Origin of the sequence: Aquamicrobium sp. NLF2-7, assembly GCF_022359935.1 — a bacterium.
Classification (GTDB): Bacteria; Pseudomonadota; Alphaproteobacteria; order Rhizobiales; family Rhizobiaceae; genus Mesorhizobium; species Mesorhizobium lusatiense.
Genome location: NZ_JAKSED010000001.1, coordinates 396,967 through 416,271, shown reverse-complemented (window position 1 = coordinate 416,271; position 19,305 = coordinate 396,967). Strand labels below are relative to the sequence as shown.

Genomic DNA, 19,305 nt, shown 5'->3' with positions numbered 1-19,305 from the left:
GGGGCCCGCTTCGGGCGGCGCGTATCACCGAAGACCCGAGATAGGCCCGGCGCAGCCAAGATGCAAGCGGCCGCATTGACGCGGCCGCTTCATTATTCCGAAATTATTCGGCAGCCGCCACTTCGGGCAGCTTGATGGAGCCGCCGGCCTTCTCGATCTTCTCGACCGCGGCCTTGGAAGCGCCAGCAACGTCGAAGGCAACCTTGGCCTTCAGCTCGCCGCCGGACAGAATGCGAACACCGTCCTTGACGCGACGCACGACGCCGGCCTTCACCAGCACGTCAGCCGTCACCACTTCCTTGGCATCGAGCTTGCCGGCATCGATTGCCGTCTGGATGCGCTCGAGAGAAACTACGGAGTAGCTCTTCGCGAAGATGTTCTTGAAGCCGCGCTTGGGCAGACGGCGATAGAGCGGCATCTGGCCACCCTCGAAGCCGTTGATGGCCACGCCAGAGCGCGACTTCTGACCCTTGACGCCGCGACCACCGGTCTTGCCGAGGCCCGAGCCGATGCCACGGCCCACGCGCTTCTTCGAAGGCGTCGCGCCTTCGTTATCACGCAATTCATTGAGTTTCATGTCAGGTCTCCTGCGCTGTAGCTCAGCCCTCGTCCACAACGCGGACGAGATGCGAGACGGCGGCGATCATGCCACGCACCGAAGGCGTATCCTCCAGCGTGCTCTTCTTGTGCATCTTGTTGAGGCCGAGGCCGACCAGCGTGGCACGCTGCTCCTTCGGACGGCGGATCGGCGAACCAATCTGCTCAACAGTGACGGTCTTGGTAGCTGTTTTTGCCATGATGATGATCCCTCGTCAGCGCCGACTATTCCTCGGCAGCCACGGCAGTACCGCGACGAGCCTGGAGGGTCGAATACTTGATGCCACGGGCAGCGGCGACATCCTTCGGATGAAGCTGCTTCTTCAGGGCGTCGAAAGTGGCGCGAATCATGTTGTAGGGGTTCGAGGACCCCATCGACTTGGCGACCACGTCATGCATGCCGAGCGTCTCGAAGACAGCGCGCATCGGACCACCGGCGATGATACCGGTACCCTGCTTGGCGGTGCGCAGAAGCACGCGGCCAGCGCCGTGACGGCCTTCAACATCATGGTGAAGCGTACGACCCGAGCGCAGCGGCACGAAGATCATGTCGCGCTTGGCAGATTCGGTTGCCTTGCGGATGGCTTCCGGCACTTCGCGTGCCTTGCCGTGACCGAAGCCGACGCGGCCCTTCTGGTCGCCGACGACGACGAGAGCTGCGAAGCCGAAGCGACGACCACCCTTGACCACCTTGGCAACGCGATTGATGTGAACCAGCTTGTCGACGATGCCGTCGTCGCGCTCTTCACGGTCGCGACCGCGCTCGCGGCCACCTTCCCTACGTTCCTGTGCCATATCCTGATCCTTGTTTTTTTCCGGAAGCACGGATTGCTGAAATGCCGGCACCCCTGTTCTGGAATGCCGGCGGCGAAATTTCGTCTCCTGTGGACGATCCGGACGAAAAAGTCAGCAATTTTCTGTCGCTGACTTGTCCGAAACGCCTTAGAAGCTCAGTCCACCCTCACGGGCGGCATCGGCAAGAGCCTTGATGCGGCCATGGTAGATGTAGGCGCCACGGTCGAAAACGACTTCTTTCACGCCTGCCTTGGCAGCACGCTCGGCGATCAGCTTGCCCACTTCCGCTGCAGCAGCGGTGTCGGCGCCGGTCTTCTTCGAGTCGCGGAAAGACTTTTCCAGCGTCGAAGCAGCAGCCAGCGTGCGGCCCTGAGCGTCGTCGATGAGCTGAACATAGATGTTCTTCGACGTGCGGTGAACCGACAGGCGCGGACGACCGTTGGCAACGGCCTTGAGCTGACGGCGAACACGGGCGGCGCGGCGCTGTGTGGTTTCCTTGGACGACATTTTGTATTTCCTGCCTTGTAAAACGGGAGCTGCTTATCCGGTAAACCGGAATGTGCGGTAGAGCAGACAGTCTCCCGCAGCACCTTCCCGTGGCGTTGACGTTATTACTTCTTCTTGCCTTCCTTGCGGAAGACCTTCTCGCCCGCATAGCGCACGCCCTTGCCCTTGTAAGGCTCCGGCTGGCGATATTCGCGGATCTCGGCAGCCACCTGGCCAACCTTCTGCTTGTCGATACCAGTGATGCTGATTTCGGTGGGCTTCGGGCAGGCAAGCGTGATGCCTTCAGGGGCCTCGTACACCACTTCATGGCTGAAGCCCAGCGAAAGCTGGATATTCTTGCCCTGCATGGCGGCACGATAGCCGACGCCCTGAATTTCAAGCTTGCGCTCGAAGCCGTCCTTGACGCCGATCAGGATGTTCTCGATCTGCGAACGGGACATGCCCCACTTGGAGCGGGCGTCCTTGGACTGGTCACGCGGCTCGACGCTGATCTCGCCGTTGTCCAGCTTGACCAGAACCTCTTCGTTGACGACGAACTGCAGTTCGCCCTTCGGGCCCTTCGCCGTAACGGTCTGACCGTCGATCGTCGCGGTCACGCCCTGCGGGACGGATAGGGGCTTCTTACCAATACGAGACATGGTATTGTCCTCGTCACTCTAATTGTTTCAGGTCCTGCCGGGAGTTACGCACTCACCGGCAATTCCTATCGGGAACGGTTACCTGATCAGAACACCTGGCAGAGAACTTCTCCGCCAACATTCTGTTCACGGGCCTCGTGATCAGCCATCACGCCCTTGGGCGTCGAAAGGATGGCAATTCCAAGACCGTTGGCAACCTGCGGGATCGACTTGGCCGAAACATAAACGCGGCGGCCAGGCTTGGAGACGCGGGAAATCTCGCGCACCACCGGGGAGCCGTCGAAATACTTCAGCTCGATCTCGATCTCGGACTTGCCGTTGTCGAAGTCGGTCTGGCTGTAATCACGGATATAACCTTCAGCCTTCAGCACGTCCAGAACACGGGCACGCAGACGCGAAGCGGGCGTGGAAACGGTGTTCTTCTTGCGGCCGTAGGCATTACGGATACGGGTCAGCATATCGCCGAGAGGATCGCTCAGGGACATCTCGTCTACTCCTTACCAGCTCGACTTGACCAGGCCCGGGATCTTGCCCGTATTGCCCAGATCGCGCAGCGCGATACGCGAAACCTTGAGTTTGCGATAATAGGCGCGCGGACGGCCGGTGACTTCACAACGGTTGCGAATGCGGATCTTGGCCGAGTTGCGCGGCAGGGCCGACAGCTTGAGCTGAGCGCGGAAACGCTCCTCAAGCGGCAGCGACTGATCCATCACGATGTCCTTCAGCGCCTTACGCTTGGCTGCGTACTGATCGACAAGCTTACGGCGCCTGTTGTTCTTCTCGACTGAGCTGGTCTTTGCCATTTCAGATTTTTCCTTTTCTCGCTGCCGTTACTGGCGGAAGGGGAAGTTGAAAGCCTTGAGCAGCGCCCGGGCTTCGTCATCCGTCTTCGCAGTCGTACAAACGATGATGTCCATGCCCCACATCTGATCAACCTTGTCGTAGTTGATCTCCGGGAACACGATGTGCTCCTTGAGGCCCATGGCGTAGTTGCCACGACCATCAAAGCTCTTCGGATTGAGGCCACGGAAGTCGCGAACGCGCGGCAGCGCAATGTTCACGAGACGATCGAGGAACTCATACATCTTCTCGTTGCGAAGGGTCACCTTCGCGCCGATCGGCATGTTTTCACGCACCTTGAAACCGGCGATCGACTTGCGTGCGCGGGTTACAACGGCCTTCTGACCGGTGATGAGGCCAAGATCTTCAGCAGCCACCGAAGGCTTCTTGGAATCTGCGGTCGCTTCACCGACACCCATGTTCAGCACGATCTTCTCGATGCGCGGAACCTGCATTTCGTTGGAGTAGTTGAACTGCTCCTGCAGCGACTTGCGGATGGTCTCTTTGTAGACCTTCTTCAGGCGCGGCGTGTTCTTGGCTTCTGCCTGTGCTGCCTTAGCCATTGATCGTTTCTCCCGAGCGCTTGGCGAAGCGCACCTTCTTGCCGTCCTGCTCAACACGGAAGCCAACGCGGGTCGGCTTTCCATCCTTGGGGTCGGCAATGGCGAGATTCGACAGTTGAATCGGCGCTTCCTTGGTGATGATGCCGCCTTCCTGAGACTGGGTCTGCTTCTGGTGGCGACGAATGAGGTTCACACCGCGCACGATGGCGGTGTCTTCCTTTGGCTGCACGGAAAGCACTTCGCCGGAGCGGCCCTTATCCTTGCCGGCCAGGACGACAACCTTGTCGCCTTTACGGATCTTTTGCATGATTGCGGCTCCTTACAGCACTTCAGGCGCGAGCGAAATGATCTTCATATGGTTCTTCGCGCGAAGCTCGCGCGGAACCGGCCCGAAGATACGCGTGCCGACCGGCTCTTTCTTGTTGTCGACCAGAACCGCTGCGTTCTTGTCGAACCGGATCACGCTGCCGTCCGGACGACGGATGTCCTTGGCCGTGCGAACGACGACCGCCTTCATCACATCACCCTTCTTAACGCGGCCGCGCGGAATGGCTTCCTTGATCGACACCACGATGATGTCGCCAACGGAGGCATACTTCCGCTTCGAACCGCCCAGCACCTTGATGCACATGACACGACGTGCGCCGGAATTATCCGCCACGTCGAGGTTTGTTTGCATCTGAATCATGACTGGCCGCCTTTTTCTTCTCTATTGGGAGAGGCCCTGCCCTCCCCGGTCTGTCCAAAATTCGTTAAACGCCCAATCAAGCCTGGTCCTGGGTCACGACAACCCAGCGCTTGTCCTTGGAGATCGGCGCCGATTCCTGGATCAGGACGCTGTCGCCAACCTTGTGGACGTTGTTCTCATCGTGCGCCTTGTACTTCTTCGACATGCGCACAACCTTCTTCATCACCGGATGGGTGAAGCGACGCTCCACCTTCACGACGACGGTCTTGTCATTCTTGTCGCTGACGACGACGCCCTGCAGAATACGCTTCGGCATGGTTTTTTCCTTATGCCTTCTTGGCCGCGGTTTTCTCCGCGGCGATGGTCTTGATGCGAGCGATGTCCTTGCGGACCTGCTTGACGCGGTCGGTCTTCTCAAGCTGGCCGGTGGCCTTCTGGAAGCGCAGGTTGAACTGTTCCTTCTTCAGGGAAGCCAGTTCGTCAGAGAGCTGATCCTGCGTCTTCGAGCGGATATCTGAAGCTTTCATCTCTGCTCTTCCTTATTCAGCAATGCGCTGCACGAAGCGCGTGCGCACCGAAAGCTTGGCAGCACCGAGACGCAGCGCTTCACGCGCGACATCTTCCGGAACGCCGTCGATCTCGAACATCACGCGACCCGGCTTGACCCTGCAAGCCCAGTAGTCGACCGAGCCCTTACCCTTGCCCATACGGACTTCGGTCGGCTTGCTCGTCACGGGAAGATCCGGGAAAATACGGATCCACACGCGGCCGGCGCGCTTCATTTCACGGGTGATCGCGCGGCGGGCCGCCTCGATCTCACGCGCGGTGACGCGGTTCGGCTCCAGCGCCTTCAGTCCGAAACCACCGAAATTCAGATCGGTGCCGCCCTTGGCGGTGCCGTGGATACGGCCCTTGAACTGCTTGCGGAACTTTGTGCGCTTTGGCTGCAGCATCTTACTTGCTCCAAATTCTCAATTGTCAGGCGTTCTCGCGACGACGCTGGCCGCCCCGATCGCTACGCTCGCCAGTGTTGGCATCACCCTCGGTGGCCCGAAGCTCGGAAGCCATCGGATCATGTTCGAGGATTTCGCCCTTGAATACCCACACCTTCACGCCGCAGATGCCATAGGCAGTCTGGGCTTCGGCCGTGCCGTAATCCACATCGGCGCGCAGCGTGTGCAGCGGAACGCGACCTTCGCGGTACCACTCCATACGAGCGATTTCGGCGCCGCCGAGACGGCCCGCGCAGTTGATGCGGATGCCCTCGGCGCCCAGACGCATCGCCGACTGAACGGCACGCTTCATGGCGCGGCGGAAAGCGATACGGCGCTCGAGCTGCTGCGCGATGGACTGCGCGACCAGCGTGGCGTCGATCTCGGGCTTGCGCACTTCAACGATGTTGAGGTGCGTTTCCGACTGGGTCATCTCGGTCAGCTTCTTGCGAAGCTTCTCGATGTCTGCACCCTTCTTGCCGATGATCAGGCCCGGACGAGCGGCGTGGATGGTCACGCGGCACTTCTTGTGCGGACGCTCGATCACCACCTTGGAAATGGCAGCCTGCTTCAGCTCCTTTTCCAGATACGCGCGGATCTTCAGATCCTCATGCAGCAGCTTGCCGTACTCTCCGGTGTTCGCGTACCAGCGCGAGTCCCACGTGCGGTTGATGCCGAGGCGGAGACCGATCGGATTGATTTTCTGGCCCATTATGCGGCCTCCCCTTTCTCTTCGACTTCACGAACAACGATCGTGAGGTGCGAAAACGGCTTCTCGATCCGGCTGGCGCGACCGCGGCCACGGGCATGGAAGCGCTTCATGACAATCGACTTGCCAACATACGCTTCCGCCACAACCAGCGAATCAACGTCGAGATCATGGTTGTTCTCTGCGTTTGCGATCGCCGATTCCAGTGTTTTCTTCACTGTTTCGGAAATACGCTTGCGCGAGAATTCCAGATCGTTCAGCGCAGTCTGGACCTTCTTGCCACGGATGAGCGCGGCAACCAGATTGAGCTTCTGCGGGCTGACACGGATCGTGCGCAGAACGGCACGTGCCTCGTTGTCAGCAAGCCTGCGCGGAGCTTTGGCCTTGCCCATCGTTACTTCCTCTTCGCCTTCTTGTCCGCTCCATGACCGTAATAGGTACGGGTCGGGGCAAATTCACCGAACTTGTGGCCGACCATGTCCTCATTCACCGAGACGGGAACATGCTTCTGACCATTGTATACACCGAAGGTGAGGCCGACGAACTGCGGCAGGATGGTGGAGCGACGGCTCCACATCTTGATCACCTCATTGCGACCGCTTTCACGAACCTTGTCTGCCTTCTTCAGAAGGTAGCCGTCGATGAAAGGGCCTTTCCAAACAGAACGAGTCACAGGGGCTTACCTCTTCTTAGCTCTTACGCTGATGACGCGAGCGAACGATAAACTTATCGGTCGCCTTGTTGGACCGCGTCTTCTTGCCCTTGGTCGGCTTGCCCCATGGCGTCACAGGATGACGGCCACCCGACGTGCGTCCCTCACCACCGCCGTGCGGGTGGTCAACCGGGTTCATGGTCACGCCGCGGTTATGCGGACGCTTACCGCGCCAACGGGTACGGCCAGCCTTGCCGTCCTTGATGTTGGCGTGTTCCGGGTTGGAAACGGCGCCGACCGTGGCAAAGCAGGAGCCGTGAACGATGCGCTGCTCACCCGAGTTCAGGCGAAGGATCGCCATGCCCTGGTCACGACCGACGAGCTGACCATATGCACCCGCCGAACGGGCAATCTGGCCGCCCTTGCCGGGCTTCAGCTCGATGTTGTGAACGATCGTTCCGACCGGCATTGCCGAAAGCGGCATTGCATTGCCGGGCTTCACGTCGGCGGATTCGCCGGCCACAACCTTGTCGCCGGCAGCAAGACGCTGCGGAGCCAGGATGTAGTTCAGCTCGCCGTCTTCGTACTTCACCAGCGCGATGAAGGCCGTGCGGTTCGGATCGTACTCAAGACGCTCCACCGTGCCCACGACGTCAAGCTTGCGGCGCTTGAAGTCGATGATGCGGTAAGTGCGCTTGTGACCGCCGCCGATGAAACGCGCGGTGACGCGACCGGCGTTGTTACGGCCGCCCGACTTGGTCAGGCCTTCGGTCAGGCCCTTGACGGGCTTGCCCTTGTGAAGACCGGCGCGGTCGACGATGACCAGCTGGCGGGTGCCTGGCGTGATCGGGTTATAGTGTTTCAATGCCATTTTCTTATCCTCGCCGCTTCGCTCACAGGCCGGTCGCGACGTCGATGGAATGGCCGTCGACGAGGGTGACGACCGCCTTCTTGACGTCGCCCTGACGGCCAATCGTGCCGCGGAAGCGCTTGACCTTGCCCTTGCGGACAAGTGTGTTCACTGCCGAAACCTTGACGCCGAACAGCGCCTCGACAGCAGCCTTGATTTCCGGCTTCGTCGCCTTCTTGGCAACGTTGAACACAACCTGGTTCTGCTCGGATGCCATGGTCGACTTTTCGGTGATCGCCGGCGAGACGATCACGTCGTAGTGGCGGAGATCGGTCATTTGAAGCGCTCCTCGAGAGCCTCGACGGCGGCCTTCGAAAGGACCAGCGTGCCGCGGCGCAGAATATCGTAGACGTTGATGCCCTGAACCGGCAGCACGTCGATGTTCGGGATGTTGGTCGCCGCCAGCTTGAAATTGGCGTCCAGTTCCGCACCACCGATCACCAGTGCGTTGGTGAGGCCCAGCGACTGCAGGCTTGCAATCAGCGACTTGGTCTTGGCCTCAGCAAGCTTCAGCTCGTCCACGACGATGATCGAGGATGCTTTGGCCTTGGCCGAGAGCGCATGCTTCAGACCCAGAGCGCGAACCTTCTTGGGAAGGTCATGCTCGTGGCTGCGGACAACCGGGCCGTGTGCCTTGCCACCACCACGGAACTGCGGTGCACGTGCCGAATGGTGACGGGCGCGGCCCGTACCCTTCTGCTTGTACATCTTGGCGCCGGTGCGTGCGATTTCCGAACGACCCTTGGCCTTGTGCGTGCCCTGCTGCTTCTTGGCAAGCTGCCAGCGCACGACGCGCTGCAGAATGTCCTCGCGCGGATCAAGACCGAAGATCTCGTCCGAGAGCTGAACCTTGCCAGCATCCTGGCCGGCAAGCGTTGTGATCTTGATATCCATTATTCCGCTCCCTCGCTGGCCGGAGCTTCAGTCTTTTCAGCTGCCTTGGCAGAGGCACGGAAGGCCGCCGGCTTCGGCGCATTCTCGGGCAGCGCCGCCTTCACGGCGTCGCGCACCAGAATCCAGGCACCCTTGGTGCCGGGAACGGCGCCGCGGATCAGGATGAGGCCACGCTCGACATCGGTCGAGACGACCTCGACGTTCTGCGTGGTGACGCGGGTAGCGCCCATGTGGCCGGCCATCTTCTTGCCCTTGAACACCTTGCCGGGGTCCTGGCGCTGGCCGGTCGAACCATGCGAGCGGTGCGACACGGAGTTACCATGGGTAGCGCGACCACCACCGAAGTTGTGACGCTTCATGACGCCCTGGAAACCCTTACCGGTCGAAGTACCGGTCACGTCGACCTTCTGGCCCGCGACGAAATGGTCGGCAGTGATCTCGACGCCGATGTCGAGCAGGTTGTCGTCAGAAACGCGGAACTCGGCCAGCTTGGCCTTGGGCTCCACGGAGGCGGTGGCGAAATGGCCACGCATCGCCTTCGACGTGTTCTTGACCTTGGCGAGGCCGACGCCGAGCTGAACGGCCGTGTAGCCATTCTTCTCCTGCGTGCGCTGCGCCACGACCTGGCAGTTCTCCATGCGGAGAACCGTGACAGGGACATGCTCCCCGGCATCGTTGTAGATGCGGGTCATTCCCAGCTTTTGTGCAATTACACCTGAACGCATCGGTTCATTTTCCTTCAGAGGAGCTCAGGGTTTCCCCTTTGAGCTCATGTTTTAAGCTCTCAGAGCTTGATTTCGACGTCCACACCTGCGGCCAGATCGAGCTTCATGAGCGCGTCAACCGTCTGCGGGGTCGGGTCCACGATGTCGAGAAGACGCTTGTGGGTGCGCATCTCGAACTGCTCGCGGCTCTTCTTGTCCACATGCGGCGAACGGTTGACCGTGAACTTCTCGATGCGGGTCGGAAGCGGGATCGGGCCGCGGACATTGGCGCCAGTGCGCTTTGCCGTCGAAACGATTTCCCTGGTCGAAGCATCGAGCACGCGATGGTCAAACGCTTTCAGGCGTATGCGGATATTCTGTCCGTTCATTCGTCTATTCCTTGTTCTGGCGCGGCGCGGGCGTTTACCCGCCCGCGACAGATCGATTGTTTGTTCTTATTCGACGATTGCGGCGACGATGCCGGCGCCGACGGTGCGGCCGCCTTCACGGATGGCGAAGCGCAGGCGCTCTTCCATCGCGATCGGCACGATCAGCTCAACATCAACCGTGATGTTGTCGCCCGGCATCACCATCTCGGTGCCCTCGGGAAGCGTCACGATGCCCGTCACGTCCGTCGTGCGGAAGTAGAACTGCGGACGGTAGTTCGTGAAGAACGGCGTATGACGGCCACCCTCTTCCTTCGTCAGAATGTAGGCCTCGGCCTTGAACTTCTTGTGCGGCTTCACCGAACCGGGCTTCGCCAGAACCTGACCACGCTCCACGCCTTCACGGTCAACACCGCGCAGCAGCGCACCGATGTTGTCGCCGGCCTGGCCCTGGTCGAGCAGCTTGCGGAACATCTCGACGCCCGTGCAGGTCGTCTTCGTCGTCGGACGGATGCCCACGATCTCGAGTTCCTCGCCAACCTTGACGATGCCGCGCTCGACGCGACCGGTCACCACCGTGCCACGGCCCGAGATCGAGAACACGTCTTCGATCGGCATCAGGAACGGCTGGTCAACCGGACGCTCAGGCGTCGGGATGTATTCGTCAACCGCAGCCATCAGCTTGCGGATCGCGTCCTCGCCGATCTCCTTGTTCGAGTCCTCAAGGGCAGCAAGCGCCGAGCCCGGAACGATCGGAATGTCGTCGCCCGGGAACTCGTAAGCCGACAGAAGCTCGCGGACTTCCAGCTCGACCAGCTCCAGAAGCTCCGGATCGTCAACCTGGTCCACCTTGTTCAGGAACACCACGATCGCCGGAACGCCAACCTGACGGGCAAGCAGGATGTGCTCGCGCGTCTGCGGCATCGGGCCGTCGGCAGCCGAAACAACCAAGATCGCGCCGTCCATCTGCGCAGCACCCGTGATCATGTTCTTCACATAGTCGGCGTGGCCGGGGCAGTCGACGTGGGCGTAGTGACGCGCATCCGTCTCGTACTCAACGTGCGACGTCGCAATCGTGATGCCGCGCGCCTTCTCTTCAGGAGCGTTGTCAATCTGGTCATAAGCCTTGAAATCACCGAAATACTTCGTGATCGCAGCCGTCGTCGACGTCTTGCCATGGTCAACGTGACCAATCGTGCCAATGTTCACATGAGGCTTATTGCGCTCGAATTTACCTTTTGCCATGTGAGATCTCCATTCCTGCTTGCCCACCGGGGCGTTGAATTAAGTTACAATGCAACCCGTGTGGGATTACGCGTATTTCTTCTGGACTTCCTGAGCCACAGCAGTCGGGACCGCTTCGTAGTGGTCGAACTGCATGGTGTACTGGGCACGGCCCTGAGACATCGAGCGCAGCGTATCTACGTACTTGAACATGTTGGCCAGCGGAACCATGGCGTTGATGACCACGGCGATGCCGCGGGCTTCCTGCCCCTGGATCTGACCACGACGGCTGTTCAGGTCGCCGATGATGTTGCCCACATACTCTTCCGGGGTCACGACTTCGACCTTCATGACCGGCTCGAGCAGCTGCACACCGAGCTTCGGAGCAGCTTCGCGGAAGCAGGCACGGGAAGCGATTTCGAACGCCAGAACCGACGAGTCGACATCGTGGAAGGCGCCATCGATAAGCGTCGCCTTGACGCTGATCATCGGGAAGCCGGCGAACGGACCGGAAGACAGAACGCTTTCGATACCCTTCTGAACGCCGGGGATGTATTCCTTCGGAACGGCGCCGCCGACGATCTTGGACTCGAAGGAGTATTCCTCGCTCTCGGTGTTCGGCTCGAAGACAACCTTGACGCGGGCGAACTGACCCGTACCACCGGTCTGCTTCTTGTGGGTGTAGTCCTGCTCGTGAGTGCGGGTAATCGTCTCACGATAGGCAACCTGCGGCGCACCGACGTTGGCCTCGACCTTGAACTCGCGCTTCATGCGGTCGACGATGATGTCGAGATGAAGCTCGCCCATGCCGGCGATGATGGTCTGGCCGCTTTCCTCGTCGGTCTTGACGCGGAAGGAAGGATCCTCGGCGGCGAGGCGATGCAGCGCGAGGCCCATCTTTTCCTGGTCAGCCTTGGTCTTCGGCTCGATGGCGATCTGGATGACCGGCTCGGGGAACTCCATGCGCTCAAGGATGACCGGAGCCAGCGGATCACACAGCGTGTCGCCAGTGGTGGTTTCCTTGAGGCCGGCCAGAGCAACGATGTCGCCAGCGAAGGCCTCTTCGATGTCCGCACGCGAGTTGGAGTGCATCTGCAGCATGCGGCCGACGCGCTCTTTCTTGCCCTTGACGGTGTTCTCAACCGACATGCCCTTGGTGAGCTTGCCGGAATAGATGCGAGCGAAGGTCAGCGAACCAACGAAGGGATCGTTCATGATCTTGAACGCCAGCATGGACAGAGGCTCGTCGTCGGTCGAATGACGAACGATCTCAGCTTCGGTCTTGGCGTCGATGCCCTTGATGGCCGGGATTTCATCCGGAGCCGGCAGGTAGTCGATCACGGCGTCGAGCAGAGGCTGAACGCCCTTGTTCTTGAACGCCGTACCGCAGAATACCGGATGGAACTTGACCTCGATGGTGCCCTTGCGGATGAGCTCGCGGAGCTCGTCGACGGAAGGAACATTGCCCTCGAGATAGGCGTTCATCGCATCGTCGTCCATTTCGACGGCGGTTTCGATGAGCTTCTCACGATATTCTTCAGCCTTAGCCTGCAGATCAGCAGGAATCTCAACGACGTCCCACTGGGCGCCCAGAGCTTCATCATGCCAGATGAGAGCCTTCATCTCGAGCAGGTCGATGACGCCCTTGAAATCGCTCTCAGCGCCGATGGGGAGTTGCATGGCCAGCGGAACAGCACCAAGACGCGACTTGATCATGTCGAGGCAGCGGTAGAAGTCCGCGCCGATCTTGTCCATCTTGTTGCAGAAGATCATCCGCGGAACGTCATACTTCTCAGCCTGACGCCAGACGGTCTCGGTCTGCGGCTCAACGCCGGCATTGGAGTCCAGCAGGGTGATGGCACCATCGAGGACGCGCAGCGAACGCTCGACTTCAATCGTGAAGTCGACGTGGCCGGGAGTGTCGATGATGTTGAAACGACGATCCTTGCCATCACGGCCCTTCCACGACGTGGTCGTGGCAGCCGAGGTGATGGTGATGCCGCGTTCCTGCTCCTGCTCCATCCAGTCCATGGTCGAAGCGCCATCATGCGTCTCGCCCATCTTGTGGTTCTTGCCGGTGTAATAAAGGATACGCTCGGTCGTCGTCGTCTTGCCAGCATCGATGTGAGCCATGATGCCGAAGTTACGATAGTCGTGGATGGGAAATTCGCGGGCCATGGGAGGTGCCTCTTACTCTTCTTTCGCGCTTTACCAGCGGTAGTGCGCGAAGGCGCGGTTGGCTTCCGCCATCTTGTGGGTGTCTTCACGCTTCTTGACGGCAGTACCGCGGTTGTTCGCAGCATCCATCAGCTCGCCCGAAAGACGATCGATCATGGTGGTCTCGTTGCGATTGCGGGCGGCAGAGATCAGCCAGCGGATGGCCAGAGCCTGACGACGCTCGGGGCGAACATCGACGGGAACCTGATAGGTTGCACCACCAACGCGGCGCGAACGGACTTCCACATGCGGCGCGACATTGTCGAGCGCCTGATGGAAGACCGAAACCGGCTCCTGCTTGGTCTTGCTCTGAACCTGATCGAGCGCACCATAGACGATGCCTTCGGCGACCGACTTCTTGCCATCATACATGACGGCATTCATGAACTTGGTGATGACCAGATCGCCGAACTTCGGATCCGGGTTGATCTCACGCTTATCTGCACTGTGACGACGGGACATGCTCTTGTCTCTCTTCTCTCGCGCGGCGCCTTAAAAAAAGAAGCGCCGAAGCCGCAAACTTACTTCGGACGCTTGGCGCCGTACTTGGAGCGACGCTGCTTGCGGTTCTTAACACCCTGCGTATCGAGCACGCCACGAATGATGTGATAGCGCACACCGGGAAGATCCTTGACGCGGCCGCCACGGATCATGACCACGGAGTGCTCCTGGAGGTTGTGCCCCTCACCCGGGATGTAACCGATGACTTCAAAGCCATTGGTCAGGCGGATCTTCGCAACCTTGCGCAGAGCAGAGTTCGGCTTCTTCGGGGTCGTCGTGTAGACGCGAGTGCAGACGCCGCGCTTCTGCGGGTTCTGCTGCATGGCCGGGACTTTGTTGCGCACTGCCGGCGCCTTGCGCGGCTTGCGGATCAGCTGGTTGACGGTAGGCATTAAACCCTCTTGTCTCTCAATTCCGTGTCTCAAACCCAGTCAGGGCAGTCTCAAGGACCGTTTCCATACGCAAATTCGGGCCACAAACCGCGCTTCGCGGTGCTGCCCGAACAAAAAGCAGAGGAAGCGTTACCGCTTCATGCGTGACGGAAATGTCTTTTCGCTCGTAAAACGAACCCTGTTTGAGGCTAACTCCGAAGCGCGTCGCTTCGAAAAGGAAAGTCTCACATCGGTTCAGACTGGGCGGCTTCTACCCGCAACACCCGGTTTCGTCAACCCCGTGACGCCATATTCTGCGCCGAAACCCTGCAAACGCGCTGTTTTGAGCGCTGCTGGTAATTTTCTGTCCCGGCGGATATGCGATTGCGCATAATGTGGTCGCGTTTTCAGTGCCAAGCAAGGTCCCTTCAAGTGTTCTGCGACTCATGACAGTGATAATCCACGAACAATTCGGGAATCAGCCATGAACGACAACGATACTGACGACTCAGAACGGGCCGTCACCATCATCACCGGCCGGGTCTGGCGGCGTAAGGGCGGTAAGGCCGAAGGCGTTCACGTGATGCTGGTTGCGCCCGACGACGATACGGCTGTCCGCAAGGCACTGGAATCACTTGCGGCAGAAGGCTACGCAGAAGCCGAACTCGACCAGATCGGCGACATGCAGGGCGAGCCGGACGACGAACCCCATATTTCAGCCTATCAGGGAGCGCTTGAGGGCGAGGTCTCCGTCATCACGTTTGACGAACCGGATTAAGCTGCCCCGCAACTCCAGACGGCCACCCTGCCCTGATCGAGCACTGGCCGGCTTTCCGGGCACGACAAAAAGAAAGGCCGCCGGATCGCTCCGGCGGCCTTTTGTTTCTGTAAGACCTGTTGCGAGACTTACTCGGCGGGCGTGGTCATGTCGACCAGCATCGGCTCGGCCGTTTCCGCGCCCGAAGCCTTGCGGCGCTCGTCGAGGATCAGCTCGTCGCGCGAAGTGGCGATGCGGCGGATCTGGCTCATCTGCCCACCGGTACCGGCCGGGATCAGGCGGCCCACGATGACGTTCTCCTTGAGGCCCTGCAGCATGTCGGTCTTGCCTGCAACCGCCGCCTCGGTGAGAACGCGCGTGGTCTCCTGGAACGACGCTGCCGAGATGAAGGACGGCGTCTGCAGCGAGGCCTTGGTGATGCCGAGCAGCACGGGCTGACCTTCGGCAGGCTTCTTGCCTTCCTCGATCAGACGGTCGTTGACCTCGTCCAGCTCGATCACGTCGACATGGTCGCCAGCGATATAGGTCGAGTCGCCCTGCTCGGTGATTTCCACCTTCTGCAGCATCTGGCGAACGATCACCTCGATGTGCTTGTCGTTGATCGGCACGCCCTGCAAGCGGTAGACTTCCTGGATCTCGTTGACGAGATACGAAGCGAGCGCTTCGACACCGCGGATTGCCAGAATGTCGTGCGGCGCCGGATTGCCGTCGAGGATGTAATCGCCCTTCTCGATCGCGTCGCCGTCCTGAAGGTGGAACGGCTTGCCCTTCGGGATCAGGTATTCCATCGGCTCCAGCGTCGAATCCTGCGGCTCGATGATGATGCGGCGCTTGTTCTTGTAGTCGCGACCGAAGCGGATCGTGCCATCGATCTCCGCGATGATGGCGTGGTCCTTCGGACGACGGGCCTCGAACAGTTCCGCAACGCGCGGCAGACCACCGGTGATGTCCTTGGTCTTGGCGCTTTCCATCGGCACACGGGCCAGCACGTCACCCGGACGGACCAGCGCACCAGGCTCGACCGAGAGAATGGCCTCGACCGAAAGCAGGAAGCGTGCATCGCCGCCCTTGGACAGCTTGGCGACCTTGCCCTTGGAGTCCTGAATGACGATCGCCGGCTTGAGGTCCGTACCACGCGGCGTCGAACGCCAGTCGATGACCTCGCGCTTGGTGATGCCAGTCGACTCGTCGGCGGTTTCCCTGACCGAAATACCGTCGACCAGATCCTCGAACACGACGCGACCCTCGACCTCGGTGAGAACCGGACGGGTGTAGGGATCCCACTCGGCCACACGCTGACCACGCTTCACCGTATCGCCGTCATCGACGAAGATACGCGACCCGTAGGTGACGCGGTGCGTGGCGCGTTCCTTGCCAGCCTCGTCGAGGATCAGGATCGCCATGTTGCGGCCCATCACCACGAGATGACCGTCGGAGTTGCGCACCACATTGCGGTTGCGGATCGCGACGGTGCCCTCATAGGAGGCTTCGAGGAACGAGCTGTCCACCACCTGCGCCGTACCGCCCATGTGGAAGGTACGCATGGTGAGCTGCGTGCCCGGCTCGCCGATCGACTGAGCGGCGATGACGCCGACAGCCTCGCCGATGTTGACCGGCGTACCACGGGCAAGGTCACGGCCGTAGCAGACCGCGCAGACGCCGGTGCGCACTTCACAGGTGAGCGCCGAGCGGATGCGGACGGACTGAACGCCGGCCTTCTCGATGAGCTCGACATCGCGCTCGTCCATGAGCGTGCCGGCCTTCACCAGCACCTCGCCGGAAACCGGATGCAGGATGTCGTCCAGCGCGGTGCGCCCCAGCACGCGCTGGCCGATCGAAGCCACAACCTGGCCGGCATCGACGATCGGCTGCATGGTGAGACCCTTGTCGGTGCCGCAGTCGATAGAGTTGACGATGCAGTCCTGCGCCACGTCGACAAGACGACGGGTCAGGTAACCCGAGTTCGCCGTCTTCAGAGCCGTGTCGGCGAGACCCTTACGAGCACCGTGCGTCGAGTTGAAGTACTCGAGAACGGTGAGACCTTCCTTGAAGTTGGAGATGATCGGGGTCTCGATGATTTCGCCCGACGGCTTGGCCATCAGGCCGCGCATACCGGCAAGCTGACGCATCTGCGTGGGCGAGCCACGCGCGCCGGAGTGCGACATCATGTAGATCGAGTTCATCGGCTTCTGGCGACCACTGTCGTCGAACTCGACCGCCTTGATGCGGCCCATCATTTCCTCGGCGACCTTTTCCGAGCACTTGGCCCAGGCATCGACCACCTTGTTGTACTTCTCGCCCTGAGTGATCAGGCCGTCATTGTACTGCTGCTCATATTCCTTGGCGAGCGCTTCGGTGTCAGCCACCAGCTTGGCCTTGGTGTCGGGGATGACCATGTCGTCCTTGCCGAACGAAATGCCGGCGCGGCAGGCATGGGCAAAGCCGAGCTGCATGATGCGGTCACAGAAAATGACCGTCTCCTTCTGACCGCAGTGGCGGTAGACGGTATCGATCATCTTGGAGATGTTCTTCTTGGTCATCTCCTGATTGGCGATGTCGAACGGCACATTGACGTTCTTCGGCAGCAACTCGCCGATGATCATGCGGCCGGGGGTGGTTTCGTAGATCTTCGAAACTTCCTTACCTTCCGCGTCCACGGTGCGGAAGCGGCCCTTGATCTTGGCATGAAGCGTAACGGCCCGGGTTTCGAGCGCATGCTGCATCTCGCCCATATCGGCGAACGCCATGCCCTCGCCCGGCTCGTTCTGGTTCATGATCGACAGGTAGTAGAGGCCGAGAACCATGTCCTGCGACGGCACGATGATCGGCGCACCGGAAGCCGGATGCAGGATGTTGTTCGTGGACATCATCAGCACGCGGGCTTCAAGCTGCGCTTCCAGCGAAAGCGGAACGTGCACGGCCATCTGGTCGCCGTCGAAGTCGGCGTTGAACGCAGTACAGACCAGCGGGTGAAGCTGGATCGCCTTGCCTTCGATCAGCGTCGGCTCGAACGCCTGAATGCCGAGGCGGTGCAGCGTCGGAGCACGGTTCAGAAGCACCGGGTGTTCGCGGATAACCTCATCAAGGATATCCCAGACCTCCGGACGCTCCTTCTCGACCAGCTTCTTCGCCTGCTTCACGGTCGAGGAGAAACCCTTGGCATCGAGGCGTGCATAGATGAACGGCTTGAACAGCTCCAGAGCCATCTTCTTCGGCAGGCCGCACTGATGCAGCTTCAGCTCAGGACCGGTCACGATGACCGAACGGCCGGAGTAGTCGACGCGCTTGCCGAGCAGGTTCTGACGGAAGCGGCCCTGCTTGCCCTTGAGCATGTCGGACAGCGACTTCAGCGGACGCTTGTTGGCGCCGGTGATGACACGGCCGCGGCGGCCGTTGTCGAACAGGGCGTCAACGGCTTCCTGCAGCATGCGCTTTTCGTTGCGCACGATGATGCCGGGCGCACGAAGCTCGATCAGGCGCTTCAGGCGGTTGTTACGGTTGATGACACGACGATAGAGGTCGTTCAGGTCGGAGGTCGCGAAACGACCGCCGTCCAGCGGAACCAGCGGGCGCAGATCCGGCGGGATCACCGGCACGACCTTCATGATCATCCATTCCGGACGGTTGCCGGATTCCATGAAGTTCTCGACCACCTTGAGGCGCTTGAGCAGCTTCTTCTGCTTCAGCTCCGAGGTCGTGGACGCGAGATCCGAACGCAGGTCGCCCGCGATCTTCTCCAGGTCCATGGACGACAGAAGCTCATGAATGGCTTCCGCGCCGATCATGGCGGTGAAGCTGTCCTCGCCATACTCGTCGACGGCCAGCATGTACTCTTCTTCGGAGAGAAGCTGGTTTTCCTTCAGCGCGGTGAGGCCCGGCTCGGTGACGATGTAGTTCTCGAAATAGAGAACGCGCTCGATGTCCTTGAGCGTCATGTCGAGCAGCGTGCCGATGCGGCTCGGCAGCGACTTGAGGAACCAGATGTGCGCGACCGGAGCGGCCAGCTCGATATGGCCCATGCGCTCGCGGCGAACGCGCGACAGCGTGACTTCGACGCCGCACTTCTCGCAGATGACGCCCTTGTACTTCATGCGCTTGTACTTGCCGCACAGGCACTCATAGTCCTTGATCGGGCCAAAGATGCGCGCGCAGAACAGGCCATCACGCTCGGGCTTGAACGTACGGTAGTTGATCGTCTCCGGCTTCTTGATCTCACCGAAGGACCACGACAGGATCTTCTCCGGGCTGGCGAGCGAGATCCGGATGGAATCGAACACCTGCGCAGGGGCCTGCGGGTTGAAGAGATTCATGACCTCTTGGTTCATGCCATTCTCCTTTG

The 19,305-nt window shown here is 60.4% G+C and carries 27 protein-coding genes; 1 reads left to right on the top strand and 26 read right to left on the bottom strand.

Features of this window, described 5'->3' with window-relative positions; all coding sequences use genetic code 11:
- Positions 1 to 103: 103 nt before the first annotated feature.
- The 25 genes from rplO to rpsL all read right to left on the bottom strand — a co-directional run bounded on the left by rplO (position 104) and on the right by rpsL (position 14,209).
- Positions 104 to 577: a 50S ribosomal protein L15 gene (rplO, locus tag MIC97_RS02070; RefSeq protein ID WP_183829801.1), complete on the bottom strand. Its 474-nt coding sequence runs from the start codon at positions 575 to 577 to the stop codon at positions 104 to 106.
- Positions 578 to 599: 22 nt separating this feature from the next.
- The gene (rpmD, locus tag MIC97_RS02065) at positions 600 to 797 is read right to left on the bottom strand and encodes a 50S ribosomal protein L30 (RefSeq protein ID WP_183829798.1); all 198 of its coding nucleotides are present in this window, start codon (positions 795 to 797) and stop codon (positions 600 to 602) included.
- 25 nt (positions 798 to 822) lie between these two features.
- Positions 823 to 1,392: a 30S ribosomal protein S5 gene (rpsE, locus tag MIC97_RS02060; protein ID WP_183829795.1), complete on the bottom strand. Its 570-nt coding sequence runs from the start codon at positions 1,390 to 1,392 to the stop codon at positions 823 to 825.
- Between the two features lie 147 nt (positions 1,393 to 1,539).
- Positions 1,540 to 1,899: a 50S ribosomal protein L18 gene (gene rplR, locus MIC97_RS02055; RefSeq protein WP_239798644.1), complete on the bottom strand. Its 360-nt coding sequence runs from the start codon at positions 1,897 to 1,899 to the stop codon at positions 1,540 to 1,542.
- Between the two features lie 104 nt (positions 1,900 to 2,003).
- Positions 2,004 to 2,537, bottom strand: a complete 534-nt coding sequence (gene rplF, locus MIC97_RS02050; protein ID WP_239798643.1) for a 50S ribosomal protein L6 — start codon at positions 2,535 to 2,537, stop codon at positions 2,004 to 2,006.
- An 86-nt stretch (positions 2,538 to 2,623) separates the two neighbouring features.
- Entirely contained in the window at positions 2,624 to 3,022 is a 399-nt protein-coding gene (rpsH, locus tag MIC97_RS02045; RefSeq protein ID WP_183829786.1) for a 30S ribosomal protein S8, read from the bottom strand.
- A gap of 12 nt (positions 3,023 to 3,034) precedes the next feature.
- The gene (gene rpsN, locus MIC97_RS02040; protein ID WP_183829783.1) at positions 3,035 to 3,340 is read right to left on the bottom strand and encodes a 30S ribosomal protein S14; all 306 of its coding nucleotides are present in this window, start codon (positions 3,338 to 3,340) and stop codon (positions 3,035 to 3,037) included.
- Positions 3,341 to 3,367: 27 nt separating this feature from the next.
- Positions 3,368 to 3,940: a 50S ribosomal protein L5 gene (gene rplE / locus MIC97_RS02035; protein WP_183829779.1), complete on the bottom strand. Its 573-nt coding sequence runs from the start codon at positions 3,938 to 3,940 to the stop codon at positions 3,368 to 3,370.
- Positions 3,933 to 4,247: a 50S ribosomal protein L24 gene (rplX, locus tag MIC97_RS02030; RefSeq protein WP_183829777.1), complete on the bottom strand. Its 315-nt coding sequence runs from the start codon at positions 4,245 to 4,247 to the stop codon at positions 3,933 to 3,935. The genes rplE and rplX overlap by 8 nt, the downstream gene beginning before the upstream one ends.
- 12 nt (positions 4,248 to 4,259) lie before the next feature.
- Positions 4,260 to 4,628, bottom strand: coding sequence for a 50S ribosomal protein L14 (rplN, locus tag MIC97_RS02025; protein ID WP_024924768.1), 369 nt, complete (start codon positions 4,626 to 4,628; stop codon positions 4,260 to 4,262).
- Between the two features lie 76 nt (positions 4,629 to 4,704).
- The gene (gene rpsQ, locus MIC97_RS02020; RefSeq protein WP_183829774.1) at positions 4,705 to 4,944 is read right to left on the bottom strand and encodes a 30S ribosomal protein S17; all 240 of its coding nucleotides are present in this window, start codon (positions 4,942 to 4,944) and stop codon (positions 4,705 to 4,707) included.
- A gap of 10 nt (positions 4,945 to 4,954) precedes the next feature.
- On the bottom strand, positions 4,955 to 5,155 hold the full coding sequence (gene rpmC, locus MIC97_RS02015) for a 50S ribosomal protein L29 (RefSeq protein WP_183829771.1): 201 nt from the start codon (positions 5,153 to 5,155) through the stop codon (positions 4,955 to 4,957).
- Positions 5,156 to 5,167: 12 nt separating this feature from the next.
- Positions 5,168 to 5,581 (bottom strand): 50S ribosomal protein L16, encoded by a 414-nt coding sequence (rplP, locus tag MIC97_RS02010; protein WP_183829768.1) that lies wholly within the window; start codon positions 5,579 to 5,581, stop codon positions 5,168 to 5,170.
- Between the two features lie 25 nt (positions 5,582 to 5,606).
- A complete protein-coding gene (gene rpsC / locus MIC97_RS02005) occupies positions 5,607 to 6,332 on the bottom strand; it encodes a 30S ribosomal protein S3 (RefSeq protein ID WP_239798642.1) in 726 nt (241 codons plus the stop codon).
- Positions 6,332 to 6,721, bottom strand: coding sequence for a 50S ribosomal protein L22 (gene rplV / locus MIC97_RS02000; protein WP_183829761.1), 390 nt, complete (start codon positions 6,719 to 6,721; stop codon positions 6,332 to 6,334). Before rplV ends, rpsC begins: the two co-directional genes overlap by 1 nt.
- A gap of 2 nt (positions 6,722 to 6,723) precedes the next feature.
- Positions 6,724 to 7,002, bottom strand: a complete 279-nt coding sequence (gene rpsS, locus MIC97_RS01995; protein ID WP_183829758.1) for a 30S ribosomal protein S19 — start codon at positions 7,000 to 7,002, stop codon at positions 6,724 to 6,726.
- A 16-nt stretch (positions 7,003 to 7,018) separates the two neighbouring features.
- On the bottom strand, positions 7,019 to 7,852 hold the full coding sequence (gene rplB, locus MIC97_RS01990) for a 50S ribosomal protein L2 (protein ID WP_183829755.1): 834 nt from the start codon (positions 7,850 to 7,852) through the stop codon (positions 7,019 to 7,021).
- 22 nt (positions 7,853 to 7,874) lie between these two features.
- Entirely contained in the window at positions 7,875 to 8,168 is a 294-nt protein-coding gene (locus MIC97_RS01985; protein WP_183829753.1) for a 50S ribosomal protein L23, read from the bottom strand.
- A complete protein-coding gene (gene rplD, locus MIC97_RS01980; protein ID WP_239798641.1) occupies positions 8,165 to 8,785 on the bottom strand; it encodes a 50S ribosomal protein L4 in 621 nt (206 codons plus the stop codon). Before rplD ends, MIC97_RS01985 begins: the two co-directional genes overlap by 4 nt.
- A complete protein-coding gene (rplC, locus tag MIC97_RS01975; protein ID WP_183829747.1) occupies positions 8,785 to 9,510 on the bottom strand; it encodes a 50S ribosomal protein L3 in 726 nt (241 codons plus the stop codon). The genes rplD and rplC overlap by 1 nt, the downstream gene beginning before the upstream one ends.
- A 59-nt stretch (positions 9,511 to 9,569) precedes the next feature.
- Positions 9,570 to 9,878, bottom strand: coding sequence for a 30S ribosomal protein S10 (gene rpsJ / locus MIC97_RS01970; RefSeq protein ID WP_006205468.1), 309 nt, complete (start codon positions 9,876 to 9,878; stop codon positions 9,570 to 9,572).
- Positions 9,879 to 9,944: 66 nt separating this feature from the next.
- Positions 9,945 to 11,120 (bottom strand): elongation factor Tu, encoded by a 1,176-nt coding sequence (gene tuf, locus MIC97_RS01965; RefSeq protein WP_183829707.1) that lies wholly within the window; start codon positions 11,118 to 11,120, stop codon positions 9,945 to 9,947.
- Positions 11,121 to 11,186: 66 nt separating this feature from the next.
- Positions 11,187 to 13,277 carry an elongation factor G gene (fusA, locus tag MIC97_RS01960; RefSeq protein WP_239798640.1) on the bottom strand — a complete coding sequence of 697 codons (2,091 nt, stop codon included), beginning with the start codon at positions 13,275 to 13,277 and terminating at the stop codon, positions 11,187 to 11,189.
- A gap of 30 nt (positions 13,278 to 13,307) precedes the next feature.
- Positions 13,308 to 13,778: a 30S ribosomal protein S7 gene (gene rpsG, locus MIC97_RS01955; RefSeq protein ID WP_183829739.1), complete on the bottom strand. Its 471-nt coding sequence runs from the start codon at positions 13,776 to 13,778 to the stop codon at positions 13,308 to 13,310.
- A 59-nt stretch (positions 13,779 to 13,837) separates the two neighbouring features.
- Complete coding sequence (rpsL, locus tag MIC97_RS01950) at positions 13,838 to 14,209, bottom strand: 30S ribosomal protein S12 (RefSeq protein ID WP_035033399.1); 372 nt, start codon at positions 14,207 to 14,209, stop codon at positions 13,838 to 13,840.
- Positions 14,210 to 14,672: 463 nt separating this feature from the next.
- On the opposite strand from rpsL, the gene MIC97_RS01945 reads away from it, so the two are divergent.
- On the top strand, positions 14,673 to 14,966 hold the full coding sequence (locus tag MIC97_RS01945) for a transcriptional regulator (protein WP_239798639.1): 294 nt from the start codon (positions 14,673 to 14,675) through the stop codon (positions 14,964 to 14,966).
- Between the two features lie 128 nt (positions 14,967 to 15,094).
- On the opposite strand, the gene rpoC is transcribed toward MIC97_RS01945, so the two are convergent.
- Positions 15,095 to 19,291, bottom strand: a complete 4,197-nt coding sequence (rpoC, locus tag MIC97_RS01940) for a DNA-directed RNA polymerase subunit beta' (protein WP_239798638.1) — start codon at positions 19,289 to 19,291, stop codon at positions 15,095 to 15,097.
- Positions 19,292 to 19,305: the final 14 nt, after the last annotated feature.